The sequence below is a fragment of the Algiphilus aromaticivorans DG1253 genome (genome assembly GCF_000733765.1).
Classification (GTDB): Bacteria; Pseudomonadota; Gammaproteobacteria; order Nevskiales; family Nevskiaceae; genus Algiphilus; species Algiphilus aromaticivorans.
In genome coordinates this window covers 259,262-277,261 of sequence record NZ_JPOG01000001.1, presented here as the reverse complement: position 1 = coordinate 277,261, position 18,000 = coordinate 259,262, and the positions used below count along the sequence as shown (strand labels likewise).

Annotated in this window: 14 protein-coding genes; 6 read left to right on the top strand and 8 right to left on the bottom strand. The window is 66.4% G+C overall.

Translation table 11 applies throughout. The features are described from left to right. Nucleotides 1-11: 11 nt before the first annotated feature. On the bottom strand, nt 12-1,418 hold the full coding sequence (locus U743_RS19710) for a fatty acid desaturase (RefSeq protein ID WP_043764927.1): 1,407 nt from the start codon (nt 1,416-1,418) through the stop codon (nt 12-14). Between the two features lie 159 nt (nt 1,419-1,577). Here U743_RS19710 and U743_RS01350 point away from each other — a divergent pair, with 159 nt between their 5' ends. Next, nucleotides 1,578-2,621 (top strand): AraC family transcriptional regulator, encoded by a 1,044-nt coding sequence (locus tag U743_RS01350; protein WP_043764925.1) that lies wholly within the window; start codon nt 1,578-1,580, stop codon nt 2,619-2,621. A gap of 18 nt (nt 2,622-2,639) precedes the next feature. On the opposite strand, the gene U743_RS01345 is transcribed toward U743_RS01350, so the two are convergent. The 4 genes from U743_RS01345 to U743_RS01330 all read right to left on the bottom strand — a co-directional run bounded on the left by U743_RS01345 (nt 2,640) and on the right by U743_RS01330 (nt 8,601). Beyond that, on the bottom strand, nt 2,640-5,639 hold the full coding sequence (locus tag U743_RS01345; RefSeq protein WP_052367392.1) for an EAL domain-containing protein: 3,000 nt from the start codon (nt 5,637-5,639) through the stop codon (nt 2,640-2,642). 154 nt (nt 5,640-5,793) lie between these two features. Continuing rightward, on the bottom strand, nt 5,794-7,092 hold the full coding sequence (locus U743_RS17845; protein WP_052367391.1) for an OmpA family protein: 1,299 nt from the start codon (nt 7,090-7,092) through the stop codon (nt 5,794-5,796). 114 nt (nt 7,093-7,206) lie between these two features. After that, nucleotides 7,207-7,986 carry a crotonase/enoyl-CoA hydratase family protein gene (locus U743_RS01335; RefSeq protein ID WP_043764923.1) on the bottom strand — a complete coding sequence of 260 codons (780 nt, stop codon included), beginning with the start codon at nt 7,984-7,986 and terminating at the stop codon, nt 7,207-7,209. Between the two features lie 39 nt (nt 7,987-8,025). After that, nucleotides 8,026-8,601, bottom strand: coding sequence for a TetR/AcrR family transcriptional regulator (locus tag U743_RS01330; RefSeq protein WP_043764921.1), 576 nt, complete (start codon nt 8,599-8,601; stop codon nt 8,026-8,028). Nucleotides 8,602-8,727: 126 nt separating this feature from the next. Here U743_RS01330 and U743_RS01325 point away from each other — a divergent pair, with 126 nt between their 5' ends. Further along, nucleotides 8,728-9,471 (top strand): SDR family oxidoreductase, encoded by a 744-nt coding sequence (locus U743_RS01325; protein WP_043764919.1) that lies wholly within the window; start codon nt 8,728-8,730, stop codon nt 9,469-9,471. Between the two features lie 5 nt (nt 9,472-9,476). Beyond that, nucleotides 9,477-10,076: a 2-hydroxychromene-2-carboxylate isomerase gene (locus U743_RS01320; protein WP_043764917.1), complete on the top strand. Its 600-nt coding sequence runs from the start codon at nt 9,477-9,479 to the stop codon at nt 10,074-10,076. Nucleotides 10,077-10,153: 77 nt separating this feature from the next. Here U743_RS01320 and U743_RS01315 read toward each other — a convergent pair whose 3' ends face one another. Both U743_RS01315 and U743_RS01310 read right to left on the bottom strand, forming a co-directional pair. After that, a complete protein-coding gene (locus U743_RS01315) occupies nt 10,154-10,597 on the bottom strand; it encodes a GNAT family N-acetyltransferase (protein ID WP_043764914.1) in 444 nt (147 codons plus the stop codon). Nucleotides 10,598-10,625: 28 nt separating this feature from the next. Further along, on the bottom strand, nt 10,626-11,858 hold the full coding sequence (locus U743_RS01310) for a saccharopine dehydrogenase family protein (protein WP_043764911.1): 1,233 nt from the start codon (nt 11,856-11,858) through the stop codon (nt 10,626-10,628). 293 nt (nt 11,859-12,151) lie between these two features. On the opposite strand from U743_RS01310, the gene katG reads away from it, so the two are divergent. After that, a complete protein-coding gene (katG, locus tag U743_RS01305) occupies nt 12,152-14,320 on the top strand; it encodes a catalase/peroxidase HPI (protein WP_043764909.1) in 2,169 nt (722 codons plus the stop codon). A 255-nt stretch (nt 14,321-14,575) separates the two neighbouring features. On the opposite strand, the gene U743_RS01300 is transcribed toward katG, so the two are convergent. Continuing rightward, entirely contained in the window at nt 14,576-15,517 is a 942-nt protein-coding gene (locus tag U743_RS01300) for an ester cyclase (protein ID WP_043764907.1), read from the bottom strand. A gap of 106 nt (nt 15,518-15,623) precedes the next feature. On the opposite strand from U743_RS01300, the gene U743_RS01295 reads away from it, so the two are divergent. After that, nucleotides 15,624-16,289, top strand: a complete 666-nt coding sequence (locus U743_RS01295) for a TetR/AcrR family transcriptional regulator (protein ID WP_198021876.1) — start codon at nt 15,624-15,626, stop codon at nt 16,287-16,289. A 111-nt stretch (nt 16,290-16,400) separates the two neighbouring features. After that, nucleotides 16,401-17,882, top strand: a complete 1,482-nt coding sequence (locus tag U743_RS01290) for a flavin-containing monooxygenase (RefSeq protein ID WP_052367390.1) — start codon at nt 16,401-16,403, stop codon at nt 17,880-17,882. Nucleotides 17,883-18,000: the final 118 nt, after the last annotated feature.

Genomic DNA, 18,000 nt, shown 5'->3' with positions numbered 1-18,000 from the left:
CAAGCGCGACTTCAGGCGGCCAGCTGCCGGAAGTCGACCTTGTCGCGCACCGCGCACTGCGGGCAGGCCCAGTCGTCCGGAACTTCAACCCAGCGGGTGCCGGGCGGGAAGCCCTCGTGCGGGCACCCCTCGCGCTCGTCGTAGACGAAGCCGCAGTCAGTGCACTGGTAGCGCAGACCTTGGCCTTCGGAGGGAACCGTGGCGGCGGCATTGTCGTGCTCGCCGGGGAAGGGGTCCGGATGACCGTCATCCAGTGGCGTTCCGTGCCACTTCGCGATGAGCTTGGCGCGCTTGGCAGGCAGGACATTGGCCTTCGTCAGATCGCCGTCGTAGTGCGCGAAGACCAGCCGGTCGATCTGCCGGAACCACAGCGGCGGGAAATAGGCCAGCAGCAGCATCGAGGCGTAGCCGGAAGGCAGCTGCGGGCTGTCGTCGAAGTGGCGCAGCGCCTGGAAGCGCCGCGTCGGGTTGGCGTGATGATCGGCGTGGCGCTGCAGCTGGTAGAGGAACAGATTGGTCACGACGTGATTGCTGTTCCAGGAATGACTGGGGTTGCAGCGCTCGTAGCGTCCGCTCGGCAGCTTCTGGCGCAGCAGGCCGTAGTGCTCGATGTAGTTGATGACCTCCAGCAGGCTCGCGCCGTAGAAGGCCTGCGCCGCCAGGAAGGCCAGCGCCGGCCAGCCGAGCCAGACCGTCAAGCCGCCGAAGAAGACCACGGTCATGGCCCAGGCCTGCAGATTCTCGTTCTCCAGCGTCCACGGACCCTTGCCGAGCCGCTGCAGGCGCGCCTTCTCGATATTCCAGGCCGAGCGCAGGCTACCGATCATCGTGCGCGGCAAGAAGCCCCAGAAGCTCTCGCCCATGCGCGAGCTGGCCGGGTCCTCCGGCGTGGCGACATTCTTGTGGTGGCCCTTGTTGTGCTCGATGAAGAAATGCCCATAGGCCACCGGCGCCAGCGTCAGCTTGGCCAGCCATCGCTCCAGGCTGTTGGTCTTGTGGCCGAGCTCGTGGGCGGTATTGATGCCGATGCCGTTGACCATGCCGACAGCGATGACCAGGCCCAGCATCTCCCACCAGACCAGCCCACCCTGCACCGCCAGAAAGGCGCCGAGAATGGTCGCTGCGTACTGCGTCGGGATATAGGCGTAGACGATGCCGCGGTAGAAGCGATCCTCGCTGAGCTGCGCGACGGCCGACTCCGGCGGGTTCACACGGTCGACGCCGATCAGATAGTCGAGCAGCGGCACCAGGCCGTAGAAGATAACGGGCAGCGCCCAGTAAAGCGCGCCGATGCCATGGATGGCGGCGAGCGCGATCGTGGTCAGCCCGGCCAGCGGCAGCAGCGGGCTCAGCAGCCAGAGCCAGCGCTTGCCGTCGCGCCAGGTCGTGGTTTCGTGATGCATAGTGGATGTAGTCATGGGTGTCCTCCTCCGATGGAATCCTGCAACGGCGGTGCGCCCTTCCGGCGCTTGCCCGCCTGCAGGATTCATGCTGCGCGCCGACACCCTATCCAGCCTGTCATTTATTGACATTGACTTGTCATTTTCTGACACTGCCCCGTATACGGGAGGCGCGCCATGCGACAAGCGAATCCGAAGGTGCCAGCGCGGTACTACACGCGGCTTGGCGAGCTGTTGGTGCAGAACGGCTTCGACACCGCAGCGCTGTTGCGCGACGCGAGCATCGATCCCGATGCCTGGGCACCGCCGGACGCCATGCTGGGCCTGCCGCAGGTTGAGCAGCTGATTGCATTGATAGCGGAGCGCGGCGGGCGCTCGGATCTCGCATTCGACTTGGGCCGTTCACTGAAGGTCAGCGCTCACCACATCGTCGGCTACGGCATGCTCAGTAGCGCGGTGCTGGGCGACGCCCTGCGCTTCGTCGCGCGCTATTTCGGTCTGGTCATGCCCAGCTTCCGGGCGCGCTACCAGCTGGACGCGCGCGTTGCCGAATTGAGCTTCACGCCCGAGGTCGCCATGGGGCACCAGTGCCTCGACTTCCATCTGGAGGCCATCGCCGTTGCCGCGCACTACGAAGTCCGCGACCTGAGCGAGGGGCGGATGCCGGACTATCGGCTGCAGCTGTCGATGGCTGCCCCGCCGCATGCGGCGCGCTACGCCGAGTTGACCGAGGCCAGCTGTCACTTCGACGCCGGGCCCACCCCCGGCGTGCGCCTGCGCTTCCCGGCCGCCATCGACCGCCACCCCATGGCCATGGCCGACCCCAACGCACGCAGCATGGCCGAAGCGCGCTGCCAGACGCTGTTGCGCAACGCCGCGGCTGCCGGCCATGTCTCGGATTGGATTGTCATGATGCTGCGCGAAGCCAGCGGCGGCGTGCCCACTCTCGCCGAGCTGGCGCAGATCCTGAACGTCACGCCACGCACCCTGGACCGGCACCTGAAGGCCGAGGGCTTCCGTTTCCGCGGCCTGTCCAACGAAGTCCGACGCGAGAACGCGATCCGCCTGCTAAGAGAAAGCGATCTGAGCATCACGCGCATCGCTCTGGAACTCGGCTATAGCGACGCCGCCAACTTTACGCGCGCTTTCCGGCGCGCCACCGGCGCGAGCCCGGCGCGCTTTCGCCAACAGCACGCGCAGCGACCCGAGCAAGCGAGCTGAGGCCTTTCTTCCGAAAGCCTACTCGACGCGCTGGACCACACCCTGTGGACTCAGCGACATTCGAGAGCGCAGCAGATCGGCGAAAGCATCCGGAGGCACTGCCTTGCTGAAAAGCCAGCCCTGGATCTCGTCGCAACCGAGCTGCCGCAGTAGCTGATACTGCTCAGGCGTCTCGACACCTTCGGCGATGACTCGCAGTCGCATCGAGTGCGCCAGCGAGATGATGGCCTGCACGATGTTGCCTGCAGTCGTCGAAACACCCAGCTCAGTGATGAAGGAGCGGTCGATCTTGAGCGCGTGCAGGGGCAGCCGGGACAGATAGCTGAGCGACGAATATCCAGTACCGAAGTCGTCGATCGCGACCTGCAGCCCCAGCACCGCCAGCTGCTGCAGCTTGTCCTGTGTTGCCGCGACATCACGCAACAGCGTCGACTCGGTCAGCTCGAGCTCGATGCCGGCGTCCTTGAAATGACCAGGACCGGGCGACAGCGCGGCCATGCCTTCGACAAAGCGCGGATGTTGCAGCTGCAGCCCCGAGACATTGACCGCAACCGGAGGCGCCACGAGCCCGGCTTGCTGCCAGCGCCGCCGATCGGCGATGGCGCGCCGAACCGCCCAATGGCCGACGTCATGGATGGCGCCTACATCCTCGATAAGCTGGATGATCTCGCCGATACCAAGCTCCTGCTCGAGCTCCGGCCAGCGCAGCAGCGCCTCGGCCCCGCAAATACGGCCATCGCTCAGCGCCAGCTTGGGTTGATAATGAATCGTCAACTGCTCGGCATCCACGGCTTGACGCAAGCGTGCTTCCAGCGCCAGGCGTTGATGCACCGCGCGATTCATCGACTGCGCGTAGAAGGCGTAGTGCTCGTTGCTCGACTTGGCTTCCTTCAGCGCGGCCTCGGCGTTGCGGAAAAGCGCTTCGGAATCAACTCCATCATCCGGGTAGAGCGCGATGCCGCTGCGCACGGCGGGCCGAAGCTCGACCTCGTTCTGCGTCATCGGCGCACCCAGCTTTTCCCAGATCTCCTCCTCTACCAGCGCCGACAGATCCGAAGCGCCGCGGATGCGTGGTATCAGCATCGCGAAACGGTCACCTTCGAGGCGTGCGACGCGGTCGTGGGCTCCGGCCAAAGCGCTAAGACGCTGAGCCACTTCGCGTAGCACCGCGTCGCCAGCCACCATCCCCAGCGCGTCGTTGATGGCTTTGAAGCGCTCCATATCAAGCACCAGAAGTGCGACTTGGTGGGCTTCCTCCTTGGCGGTTTCCAGGACCCGGCTCAGCCGCTCGGCAAAGAGTGCGCGGTTGGCGAGCTGCGTGAGCGGATCATGCAGGGCCAGATAATCGACGCGCTGCCGCTGCTCGATCGCGTCGATGGCAAAGGCGACATCGCCGGCCAGTTCCTCGAGCAAGCCGACTTCATCGTCGTCGAAGACACCACCCTCGGCAGAATAGAAATTCAAGGTGCCGAAGACCCGCCCCTCGCGCACCATCGGCACGGCTGCGATAGCACGGTAACCGCGCTCAAGCGCAGCCTCGCGCCAGGGAGCCATGCTGGCATCGCTGCTAATGTCGTTGACCACATGGCTCCGCGCCTCGCGCACTGCGCGGCCGACAGGCCCCTGTCCGCGCGGATGCCCGGTATCGAGGCGGACCTCGGTCTTCGCCACGTAGCCGCGATCCTCACCATAGCTGGCAGCCGGCCGGATATCGTTGCCCTCAACGAAGGCGGCCCAGGCCATCAGGAAACCGCCATCCTCGACAACAATGCGGCAGACATCACTCAGCAGCTCGTCTCGATCATTGGCGCGCACGATCATGGCGTTGACCGCAGACATCATCACGCGCACCCGATGCAGCCGTTGCAGCACCGCCTCGGCGCGACGGCGTTCCGAGACATCCCGGATGGTCGCCGCCACCAGTGCGCCGTCGACCGTCTCCAAGGGGCCGAGGCTGACCTCAACCGGCATCTCGCTGCCGTCACAGCGACGCCCCACCAGTTGGCTACTGCTCCCCATTGGCCGCGCCTCCGGCGTACGCGCGAAGGCGGCACGATGCTCGCGATGCTGCGCTGCAAGGCGCTTCGGGACGAGAATCTCCATCGGTTGACCGACGAGCTCGTCACGCTGATAGCCGAAGAGCTGCTCCAAGCCAGCGTTGACCATCATGATGCAACCGCTGCCGTCGACAATCACCATGGCATCCGGTGCGCTTTCGATCAGGTTGCGGAAGTGGTCCGCCTGCCGGCGCTGCGCGCTTATCTGCGCGATCTCCAGCGCGACGAGCGCGACCAGGGCGTATTCCTCATCGAGAAACACCTCACCGTCGGTTGTCTCCGGCAAATGCCGCAGGCAGATCTCGATCAGGCCGGTGCTTCGACCGTACTCGACGATGGGTTCAGCCAGGCAATGCGCCGTGCGGCGGAAATCGGGTGTCGCGTACTCGTGCCCGTCCAGCGTAATGCGCGCGGTCGTGACGGCCGGGAATTGCAACGCCTCCGGCAGGCAGGCGACGACCTCGTCCAGCAAGCCATCCAGCGGCGCATCGATGCGATGCAGAATGCCGGAAATGCGCATAATGCAGCGCAGCTCCTTCACGCGCTCACGCAGCTCCTTCTCGTCGCGCCACCGCTTACGCAGGTCCCTGAGCCAGCACTCGACCTCGTCCGCGTTACGGCCCAGACCGCAGACCAGCTCGACGGGGCGCTCAGTACCGTCGCTTGCAAGCAAGCGCAGCGTTTCCCGCCGCACGCCTCCCTCGGCCACCAACATCCGCAAGGCGCCGGCAAAAGCGTCGCGATCACCCTCGTTGATCAATTCGGATATAGCTCGCCCTTCCAGCGCCTCGGGCGCATAAGCGAGCAAGGCCGCAGCGTGCTGATCCGCATCCAGAATCACGCCGCACTCGGCATCAATGATCAGGCAGCCGTCCGGCCGCTGCTCCGTCGACGACCCCGCAGCCTGCCGCCCTGGCGGAGGCGCCGGCGCTTGAACCAGCGGCCAGGTCAGCGGCGCCAAAGCTGCCGCTCCCTGGACCGCAAGCTGGGGCAATTCGGAGACCATGCGCACACGCTAGTCAGTGCCCGCATCAAGGACGGGGCCCGCGCGCTTGACGGCGCTGGCTCGCCGACGATCGGCCCTGCCGCGTCGCTGCGGAGCGACGCGGCGCGGATCAGAGCATACGTTCGATGCCCTGCCAGCCCTTCGGGCTCCAGTCCTCCTCGCCGCTGCCGCAGTAGCGCCAGAAACCGTCGAGGCGATCGCGCTCGGGCGATTCAAACTCCAGGCGCAGATGCCCCCAATAGCGGCTACCGTCCTTCTCGGTATCGCATTTGCGCCCGGAGTGCTTCTTGATCCAGAAGCCCTCGAAGGTCGTCGCGTCGATGAGTTCGCCGAGCATACGGCTGCCGTCGAAGTCGTAATCGCCGCGAACGGTGTCGCCCTCGCGGCGCAGCTCCAGGATGCGGTCTGCACTGCGGCCGCTCGTACCACCCCAGACGCCGAGAATATCGACCTCCGCCGGGCCGGCTTCGGCCGTTCGCGTGGTGCGCACCGTCAGTTCCACGCGTCGGTTCCGGGCGCGGCCCTCGGCAGTGTCATTGTCGGCCACCGGTCGCGTCTGCCCGAAGGCCCGGGTCGTCACCGCCTCCGCGGCGAAATCGCCGTTGTCCCGCAGATGGCGGGCCACCGCCTGCGCACGCTTGCGCGACAGTACGAGGTTGTCCTGCGCTTCGCCGACACTGTCGGTATGGCCTGCGACTTCCACCTCACTGGATGCCGGGTCGGCAATCCGCGCGATGATCTCGTCGAGCGCCTCGAAGGCGCCGGGCTTGAGCTGATGCGCGCCGGAATCGAAGAGCACCGCACTGTCCAGAGCGATGCTGGTAGCCGAGCCGATGGCGCCGACAGCATCGACATCCGCGCCCGGTGTGCCGCTGTTGCAGGCCCGCTTGAGGTCCACCAACTTCACCAGCCGAAAGCTGTCGCCGACTCCCACGTAAGGCTCTAGGTCGATTTCAGCCTTGCCGCCGGCGATGGTGCCGACGCGCGTCCAGTCGTTGCCATCCTCGGAGACCGCCAGCGCCGTGGGCTCGGTATCCGGACCGATCTCGAAGACATAGAGATCCGGCCCCGGCACGTCGATCAGCTGATTGTCGCCAAAGCGCAGCACCAACTCACCTGCGCAGCCCAGGGTGAGAAAGTCGTCCTCATCCTGCGTGTAGCGCGGCGCGCCGAGCACACGCTCAGCCTCGGAGTACTGCGCGTCCTCGGCTGCCGGATCACCGGCGTCGAAGCGCACCACCTCATCGGCGAAGGACACCGCACCCATCGGGAAGAAGACCTCACCGCCGTGACCGTCGGGATAGCGCTCGCCGGCTGCCTGCGCGCTCGGCAGCAGCGCCAGACCCATCGCATTGATGACGAACACCACGGAAAACCGGGAGGGCACGAAGCGCTTGAGCAATCGCATGTTCGGGGCTCGTTGCCGGGACGCATCAAGCCTACGCACCATGCCGCCCGCACACTGTCCCGAGATTCCCCCACATACGACAGCCGCTAGCGCTGCCAGAACTGATTGCGGACGCTAATTGCCCGTGAAGACAGCGTCCCGGCGCTCCAAGAAGGATTGCACCCCCTCCTTGGCGTCCTCGCTGGCCATGACGGCCGGCATGTCCTCGAAGATGCGCGCCGCCGCGGCCGCGTCTCCCTCCTGATAGGCAAGGCGCGAAGAGCGAAGCACCGCCTGCACGCCAAGAGGCGCGGCAGCGGCCATGCGCTCGGCGATGGCGCGCGCTGTGCGCAGCTGTTCGCCAGGGCTGACTACCTCCTGCACCAGCCCGGTCCGCTGCGCCTCGGCCGCGCTCCAGGCGTCGCCGGTGAGCAGATAGCGCTGGGCGTTGGCCCAGCCCATCTGTGCGGGCAGGCGCAGCGTCGCGCCGCCGCAGGGATAGATGCCACGCTTGACCTCCAGCATGGCGAAGCGGGTGTCGTCGGCCGCCACGCGCACATCAGTGTTGAGCATGATCTCCACGCCCCAGGTGTAGCAGTAGCCCTGCACAGCCATGACCACCGGCTTGCTGCAGCGCGGCCCGGAGAGCGCGAAGGGATCGATGCCGCCCTCCGGACAGGGAAAGCCGTCGCCCTTGGCGAAGATCGGCGCCCACTTGTCCAGCTCCACGCCGGCGGAAAAATGCTTGCCTTCGGCGTGGATCAGGCCGACGCGCAGCTCGGGCTCGCGGTCGAGCCGGCCCAGCGCCAGCGCGAGGTCGTTGTACATCTCCGGCGACAGCGCGTTGAGCTTGTCGGGGCGGTTGACCTTGATGGCGAGGACGTGGCCCTCGACGGTGGTTTCGATATGCGACATGCAGGTCTCCTCTTTCGATGATGCGTTGGCGGGGTACCGTTACTCCGCCTTGTCAGTCTGGCTTTCGGCTCGATCGATCGCTGCGTCGATGCGCTCACGCAGGCTCTTCAGAATGATTTGGCGCGTTTCCGGAGATTGCACGGCCCGCGCCAGCATGACGCCGCCGACGGCCTGGGCGAGCAGCGACCAGGCCAGCGCATCGTCGCCGGTCTGCCCGGCAACTCCGGCCTGCGCTTCGAGCAGCCGCCCCTCGAAGGCTTCGCGCACGGTCTCGTCCGAGCGGGCCACCTCCGCGCTCAGCGCCGGGAGTATGCAGCCGCGCTCCGGCTGCTCGACGTGGGTGCGGCTGAGATAGGACGCGAAGCAGGCCTTGGTATCGGCCGCCGATGCCGGCTTGAATCGCGATACCGAGCCGGCCATTTCGCGCTCGACGAGCGCACCCAGAAACTCGGCCTTCGAGCGGAAGTTCGTGTAGAAGGCGCCGGCAGTCAGTCCGGAGGCAGCCATCAGCGCATCGACCCCAGTGGCGGCAAAGCCCCGCTCCTTGATGAGCGCGCCGGCGGCATCAAGGATGCGTTCACGGTTCTTGGCCTTCTGTTCCGCAGAGTAGCGCATGGCAATCAGCCGTCGTTGACACGTTGGCAAGGCTAGCATAACGTTCGTTACTAATAACGATCGTTACCGATACGCCACGCGCGGCCATCGCCGATGCCCGCCGCGGCTGCCCAACCGGAGATAGCCATGCCCACCGATCCCGCCCCCAAGGGCGCCGCCCTCATCGTCGGCGCCGGCGACGGCAACGGCGCCGCCATCGCCCGACGCTTCGCCAGCGAAGGCTATGTGGCCTGCGTGACGCGTCGCGACGCCGACAAGCTCGACGGGCTGGTGGCGCAGATCACATCCGAAGGCGGCCGCGCCGTCGCCTTCGGCACCGACGCCCGCAGGGAAGAAGAAGTCGTCGCGCTCGTCGAGCGGATCGAAGCCGAGATCGGCCCGATCGAGGTGCTGGTCTTCAACATCGGCGCCAACGTCCCCAGCTCGATCCTGGAGGAAACCGCGCGCAAGTACTTCAAGATCTGGGAGATGGCCACCTTTGCCGGCTTCCTAAATGCCCGTGAGGTCGCGAGGCGCATGGTCGACCGCGGGCGAGGAACGATCCTGTTCACCGGGGCGACGGCGAGCCTGCGCGGGGCGCCCGGCTTCGCCGCCTTCTCCGGCGCCAAGGCGGCACTGCGCGCGCTGGCGCAGAGCATGGCGCGCGAGCTGGGCCCGAAGAACATCCATATCGCCCACATCGTTATCGACGGCGCGGTCGACACCGACTTCATCCGCGAGAACATGCCGGATCTCTACGCCGAGCGCATGCCGAAGGATGGCGTGCTCAAGCCCGAGCACATCGCCGAGAACTACTGGCGCATCCACTGCCAGCCGCGCGACGCCTGGACCTTCGAGATGGATCTGCGCCCCTACATGGAAACCTGGTGACCCCCATGACGCAACGCATCGATTTCTACTTCGACGTCGGCAGCCCCACCGCCTATCTCGCCTGGACGCAGTTGCCGGGCATCGCCCGGGATACCGGCGCCGAACTCGTCTACCACCCCGTCCTGCTGGGCGGAATTTTCCAGGCCACCGGCAATGCCTCGCCGATGACGAATGCCGCCAAGGGCGCCTACATGGTGCGCGACCTGAAGCGCTTCGCCCGCCACTATGACGTGCCGCTGGCCTTCAATCCGCACTTCCCGATCAACACGCTGACGCTCATGCGCATCGCGACCGGCGTGCAACAGCATCAGCCGGAGCGCTTCCCGGCGCTGGTGGAAGCGCTATACACGGCCATGTGGGTGGACGGCCGCAACCTCGGCGACGACACCATCCTGCGGCAGACACTGGCGCAGGCGGGATTCGACGCCGACGAGGCACTGCGCCTGGCCGGGGACGACGCGGTGAAGGCACAGCTCAAGCAAGTCACGGAAGCCGCAGTGCAGCGCGGCCTCTTCGGCGTGCCGACGATCTTCGTTGGTGAGGAGATGTTCTGGGGCCAGGACCGACTGGATTTCGTCCGCGAGACCCTCGCCGCCGCGCACTGATCCGGGCAAGCGTTCCTCGCCCGCTTGTCGAGCTCGACGACGGTCACGATGCGCGACTTGGACTCGCTCCTCCGGAATCAGGCCGTGTAGGTGTAGACGTGCCAGGTGCTCTTCTTCGTGTTCATTGCGTCGTACAGCTTCTGGGCGCGCTCGTTATCTATTGCCGTCAGCCATTGCAATCGTGCCGCCCCCTTGCTCAGGGCGAAGTCCCGACAATGGTCCACCAGCTGCCGGCCGATACCACGGCCTCGATAAGCAGGGTCCGTGTAGAGGTCGTTCATGACACCGACCCGGGCCGGAACGCTGGAGACATAGCTGAAGTAGACCGTAGCAAAGGCCACGGCATTGCCTTCAACAGCACGGTAGAGGAAGAGACAACCCTCGTCGCTGCCCTCACCGAAACGGGAGAAGAAGCGCCGATTGCGCTCGTCATCGATGTCCGCAACGGCGTAGAAGGCCTGGTAGGCCCTGATGAGCGGAAGTACTTCTTCCAGATTGCGATCGGAAACAGCCTCGATCATTGGCAGCTTCCCCACGGGGATACGCCCGTCAGCTCAGCCGCTCGAAAGTCAGCCCGGCGTGCTGCATGAGCCGCTCGCGCAGGGCGCCGTTCATGGCCGTGCTCGGCGTCCAGAAGCCGCCCTCGCCGCGCGTCTTGTCGCGATCCTGCGCCAGGCAGAGCGCGGCTTCGCCCAGCATGCCGGCAGTGGCGGCGTAGCCGGGATCCCCCTGCCCGGTGACCTTGCCGACCAGTTGCTCGCCCGCGGCGGTCTTGCCGTAGAAGCGCAGATCGAAGAAACCCGCCTTCTGCTGCTCCGGGCTCGGCCCCTCGCCGGGCTTGGGCAGCACGGTTCGTTCCAGCAGCTTGCGCGTCGGGCCGATGGCGGCCAGCGCCATGAAGCCGCCCATGCCACCGGACACCATGGCGGCCTTGGTGGCACCGGCAGCGCCGCGGCCGGTCATCATCGACTCGTCATAGCGGAAATCCTCGCCCCAGGGCCGGCCGAGCAGCGCGTGGCTGCGATGCACCACCTTGGTGTTGATGGCCGCCATGACGAAGGGCGCCAGCCAGACGCCGATATCCGGATCGTGCGTCGGCCCGGTGACATTCGGCTGCCGCACGCCCTCGCGCTGGCCCTGCGGGCAGACCGCATAGGGGCTCTGCATGATCTTGCGCAGGCCGGGGTCGGCCTTGATCTCGTTCATGACATTGATAAGGCTGGCCACCGTGCCGCCGCTGAAGCCGCCCTTTGCCGCCTTCACCGCCATGCGAATCTGCGTGCAGGGCGCGCCGAACTCGGCCTGCGCCTGCTCCTGCAGGAAGTCCACGCCCATGTCCGAGGGAATGGAGTCGAAGCCGCAGTTGTGCACGATGCGCGCACCGCTGGCGCGGGCGGTGTCCTGGTGCACGTCGATCATGCGCTGCATCCATTGCGGCTCGCCGGTGAGGTCGCAGTAGTCGGTGCCCTGTGCGGCGCAGGCCGCGACCAGCTCGGAGCCGTAGAGCGCGTAGGGGCCCACGGTGGTCACGACCACCTGCGTGCGCGCCGCCATGGCATCCAGCGCCGAGCGGTCGCCAGCATCCGCGATGATGGTGGGCAGCGCCTCGACGCCGAATTCCTGTGCCACCGCGCGCAGCTTGTCCGCGTTGCGCCCCGCCAGCGCCCACTTGATCTCGCCACCGGTACCGATGCGCTCGACCAGATAGCGCGTCAGCAGTCGGCCGACGAAACTCGCCGCGCCGTACACCACCAGATCGAATTCGCGTGCCTTGTTGGCCATGACTCTTCCCTTCCGTTGTATCCGTATGCGCACAGCATAAGGCCAGCCACCCGATCATCTGGCCGACGACCGAAACGACGCCAACCGCGGCCACCGATAAAGAGGGGCTATGGCTCCCGTCGAGAGAGCGGCATTGTCCTCGTGCAGCACTAGGGGTAGCTTGAAGATCATCGGGTTGAAGCGAATTCCCGACGAATCGCCTACCAGCGATTCTCGGGAGGTGCCTCATCCCCAAACCGTGTCATCCCGAACAAGGGGTGGCAGCCCCTATTCCGTTTCAACGGGAGACGAAGATGGACAATCAGAACAACGCCGGCAAATGCCCGGTCATGCACGGCGGCAATACCGCGGTCGGCAGCGACAACATGGACTGGTGGCCGGAGTCGCTGAACTTCGACATCCTTCACCAGCACGACCGCAAGACCAACCCGATGGGCGAGGACTTCGACTATCGCGAGGAAGTCCGCAAGCTCGACTTCGACGCGTTGAAGAAGGATCTGCACGCCCTGATGACCGACAGTCAGGACTGGTGGCCGGCGGACTGGGGCCACTACGGCGGCCTCTTCATCCGCATGGCCTGGCACGCGGCGGGCACCTACCGCATCGCCGACGGTCGCGGTGGCGGCGGCACCGGCAACCAGCGCTTCGCGCCAATCAGTTCCTGGCCGGACAACGCCAGCCTCGACAAGGCGCGCCGCCTGCTGTGGCCGATCAAGAAGAAGTACGGCAACAAGATCAGCTGGGCCGACCTGATCATTCTCGCCGGCAACGTGGCCTACGAGTCCATGGGCCTGAGGACCTTCGGCTTCGCCTTCGGTCGCGAGGATATCTGGCACCCCGAAAAGGACATCTACTGGGGTGCGGAGAAGGAATGGCTCGCGCCCTCCGACGCGCGTTACGAGGACGTCGACAAGCCCGAGACGATGGAGAACCCGCTGGCCGCCGTGCAGATGGGTCTGATCTACGTTAACCCGGAAGGCGTCAACGGCAATCCCGACCCGCTCAAGACCGCCGAACAGGTACGCGTGACCTTCGCGCGCATGGCGATGAACGACGAGGAAACCGCCGCGCTCACCGTCGGCGGCCACACCGTCGGCAAGTGCCACGGCAACGGCGACGCCGCCGCCCTCGGCCCGGCGCCCGAGGCGGCCGATGTCGAGGAGCAGGGCTTCGGCTGGAGCAACCCGAACCAGGGGGGCAAGGCTTCCAAGGCCGTGACCTCCGGCATCGAGGGCGCCTGGACCAAGCACCCGACGAAGTTCGACATGGGCTACTTCGACGCGCTGCTCGACCACGAGTGGGCGCTGCAGAAGAGCCCCGCCGGCGCCAATCAGTGGGAGCCCGTGGACATGAAGGAGGAGGACAAGCCGGTCGACGCCAGCGATCCCTCCATCCGCCACAACCCGATCATGACCGACGCCGACATGGCGATGAAGGTCGACCCCAGCTACCGGGCCTGCCTCGACAAGTTCCGCGCCGACCCCGCCTACTTCCAGGACACCTTCGCCCGCGCCTGGTTCAAGCTCACGCACCGCGACATGGGCCCGAAGCCGCGCTACATCGGCCCGGAAGTGCCCGATGAAGAGCTCATCTGGCAGGACCCCGTGCCCGAAGGCAGCACGGCCTACAGCGTCGAGCTCGTCAAGAAGAAGATTGCCGAGACCGACCTGTCCATCGCCGAGATGGTCAGCACCGCCTGGGACAGCGCCCGCACCTTCCGCGGCTCCGACATGCGCGGCGGCGCCAACGGCGCGCGTATCCGCCTGGCGCCGCAGAAGGACTGGGAAGGCAACGAGCCGGATCGCCTGGCCAAGGTGCTGAAGGTCTACGACAAGATCAGCGCCGACACCAGCGCCAGCCTCGCGGACATCATCGTGCTCGGCGGCAGCGTCGGCATCGAGCAGGCCGCGAAGGCTGCCGGCCACGACATCCACGTGCCCTTCGCGCCCGGCCGCGGCGACGCCACCGACGCGCAGACCGACGCCGACTCCTTCGAGCCGCTGGAGCCGGTCGCCGACGGCTTCCGCAACTGGCAGAAGAAGGACTACGCCGTGAAGCCGGAAGAGCTGCTGCTCGATCGCGCCCAGCTCCTGGGGCTGACCGCCCCCGAGATGACGGCGCTTGTCGGCGGCATGCGCGTGCTGGGCACCAACCATGGCGGCAGCAAGCACGGCGTGCTCACCGAACGCGAGGGCCAGCTGACGAACGACTTCTTCGTCAACCTGACCGACATGGCCAACAGCTGGAAGCCCACGGGCAGCAATCTCTACGAAATCCGCGACCGCAAGACGGACCAGAAGAAGTGGACCGCCACCCGCGCGGACCTCGTCTTCGGCTCGAACTCGATCCTGCGCGCCTACGCCGAGGTCTACGCCCAGGACGACAACGAGCAGAAGTTCGTCAAGGACTTTGTGGCCGCCTGGGCCAAGGTCATGAACGCCGACCGCTTCGATCTGCAGTAGCCGCGGCACAACACAGGCCGGGCCTCGATGCCCGGAGCAACAGAACGCCCGGGTCACACGCCCGGGCGCTTTTTTTCGGCTCAGGGCCGGCAGCCGTTGGAGGCGGTGCAATCCGATATCGTCACCACGCGCTATCGGCTTGTCGGCCTGGAGGCCGACCCACAAGATGCCCGTGGGCCGGGCTTCAATCCGACATGCTGGATCAAGCTGTGGGACTGCAGGCCGGCCTCACAAACAGACACCTTCCCGACAACGTCAGATATAAGCCGGTGCAGCCTCCAGCGCCCCACCGCAGGCCGAGCAGACCGGCTTGGCCTTGTGCGCATTGTTCTTCTTCCCGCACGCCGTGCAGGCGATCATCATCGGCTTGGCGCGCACCAGCTCGTAGACGCGCGAGTGCGTGGCATAGGAGAAACCCTGCTTCATGAAGCGCTCGACCACGGCGCGGTGCTCCGGGTTGGGCAGCAGGTTGGCCTCCAGCGCCTCGCGGTTTTCCCAGGCAGACAGCGTGAATCCGTAGCCGTGCCCGGCTTCGTCCGCCGGCTGTGCGCCGATGATGCCGGTGACGAAACCGGGCTTGCCGGCAAAGCTTTCCAGCACGCCGTTGGTTACGGTTGCGGCCTCTTCCAGGGCCGCCTTGCCGCCACGCACCTGCAGCCAGGTGATGCCGATGGCCTCGGGAGGCACCGGGTTGCCGCGGTGCAGCCGGTAAAAGGCGCCGAACTCGTAGTCGCCCTGCCGGCGCGGCATTAGCAAGGCCAGGAAATCGAGCTGCTGGGCGAGTTCCTGCAGATCGAAGTGGTTGTCGACGATCCACGCCGATTGCGCGCAATCGATGACCAGGGTGGCATCCAGCGCGATGGCGCGGTCGGTGGGCGCCACCTCGGCGATGCCGAGCCCGCCCGGCAGGGGACCCGACTGCACACCCTGCAACCGATAGCGCGCCGCGACGGTTCGTCCGCCGACCATCAGGGCGCGCTCATCCGGCGTCAGGCTCAGATCGGGGAAGGCACGGAACAGCGCCCGGATGTGCGTCGCCAGCGCGTCGCCCTCCAGAAAGCCATCGCTCAGCGGGTCGCGATAGCGCCCGCCGGCGAGCAGCGCGACGACCGCGTCGGCGTCGTGCGCATTCCAGGCGTCGAGGAAACGACGCGCGCGCATCAGGCGACGGGGCGCGCGGAAAAGGCCCCGGAGCATTGCTCCGCCCAACACCGACAACTTCATGGCATGTCTCCGTTCTTCGCGCGCGATCCGCGTCTCACAAAAGTTGACACCATTAATTTAATACTGTCAACTTATGAGCATGGCCCGACAACCGTTCAGCGAAAACAAGGTGCAGCAGCGCCGCTCCGATATCCTGGAGACAGCCATGACGCTCTTCGAGCGCGATGGCCTGGACGGCGTCAGCCTGCGCAAGGTCGCCGCCGCCATGGGCTGCAGCTATACCGCGCTCTACCGCTATTTCCCCAGCAAGGACAGCCTGATCACCGCCATGCGCGCGCAGGCCTTCCGGTGGATGGAGGCCGAGATGCTGAAGGTCATCCGCGCCTCGAACCGGCCGATGACGCAGCTGCAGCGACTGGCGGAGGCCTTCATCCGTGCCGGCATCCGCTGCCCGCAGCGCTACGCCCTGATGTTCTTCCGACTGCCGGAGCCGGAAGACGGCCCGGCTTCGCTGGAGCTCAAGGCCGCCAAGCGCGACGCTCTGGACGTCTGCACCCGCACCGTGGCCGCCGCCGATGCCGCCGGCGAGCTGCAGCTGTCGGTCGACCCGCTGACGGCGAGCCACTTGTTCTGGGCCGGCGCGCATGGACTGGTAGCGCTGGACGTGGCCGGACAGTTCGTCATGGGCCGCTCGGTGGACGATCTGGTTGCCGCCATGATCACGACCCTGCTGCGCGGCATCGAAAGCACGGAGGCCGCCAGCGATACGTCTGCTCAAGACTTCGGCCGCACCGGCTCGCGCTGAGCCCCGCCGACAATATGGGGGCCCGCATAGCCCCTTCCCAATCAGGTGGCACACCACTCCGTGGCAAGCTGGCACGCCAGACGGCTCGACACAAGCCGGAGGAGACGACCTATGACACAAGCAGCCGTCGCACAAGACACGGCCACCGGAGGACCGCGCGTCATCATCATCGGCGCCGGCATGTCCGGTCTGCTGATGGGCATCCGCCTGCAGCAGGCCGGCATCACCGACGTCGAGATCCTGGAGAAATCCCACAAGCTCGGCGGCACCTGGCGCGAGAACACCTATCCGGGGATTGCCTGCGACATTCCCTCGCACTTCTACAGCTATTCCTTCGCGCCCAACCCCGGCTGGAGCCACTGGTTCGCGCCCGGCGAGGAGATCCAGGCCTACTTCGAGCGCGTCGCCGCCGACTACGGCCTGCCCGAGCGCATCCGCTACAACACCGAGGGTGCGGAAGCCCGTCACGACGGCAAGCAGTGGCATATCCGATGCAAGGACGGCAGCACATACAGCGCCGACATCCTCGTCGCCGCCACCGGTGTGCTGCATCACCCGCACAGCCCCGAGATTCCGGGCCTGGAGGATTTCGAGGGCGCCTGCTTCCACAGCGCGCAATGGGATCACTCCGTGCCGCTGGAAGGCCGGCGCGTGGGCGTGGTCGGCACCGGCTCCACAGCCGCGCAGATCACCAGCGCGCTGACCCCGAAGGTGGCGCGCTTCAGCCTCTTCCAGCGCACGGCGCAGTGGATCTTCCCGCTGCCCAATCCGGAGCACTCCGGCTTCGCCAAATGGTGCTTCCGACACCTGCCGGGCATCGGCAAGCTCTGGTACCACCTGACACGGCTGAGCTTTCAGTGGAGCTTCTCGCGCGCCGTACTGGGCCACAACCTGCCGCACCGCATCCTCTCCGCCATCGCCCGCCGCAATCTCGAAAAGAGCGTGCGCGATCCCGATCTGCGCGAGCGCCTGCAGCCTGACTACGAACCCTTCTGCAAGCGCCTGATCATCTCGCCGGACTTCTACGACAAGATCCAGCGCGACAACGCCGAACTGGTTACCTCGCCCATCGAGCGTGTCGAGGCCGGCGGCATCCGCACCGCCGACGGCGCTCTGCACCAGCTGGACGTGCTGGTGATGGCCACCGGCTTCCACGCCCAGCGCTATGTGCGCCCCATGCAGCTGATCAACGCCCAGGGCAGGACCCTGGACGACGCCTGGGCGGACGGCGCCAAAGCCCTGCGCTCGGTGGCGGTGCCGGGCTTTCCCAACTACTTCATGGTCGCCGGCCCCTACACGCCGGTCGGCAACTATCCCCTGATCTCCACTTCCGAGATCCAGGTCGACTACATCATGGCCTTCATCGAGCGCTTCAAGCGCGGCGAGCTGCAGCAGGTCGAAGCCAAAGAGGACGCGCTACAGAGCTTCGTGCGCGACATGGACGAAGGCGCGGCCGGCACCATCTGGCGCACCGGCGGCTGCAACAGCTGGTATCTCGACGCCAACGGCAATGTGACGATGTGGCCCTGGAGCTTCGAGCGCTTCCAGCGCGAGATGCAGCGGCCGCAGTGGGAGGAGTTCAACGTCTCCTGAGCCCGGCGACGGGCTCCGCTTGCGCTGGCCGTGCCCGGGCCGAAACACGGGCGCTGCTCTCGTGTCTCGTCGCCCGATACCGGCGAGACGCCCTCGGCCGCCACGCGCCGGCTTCTTG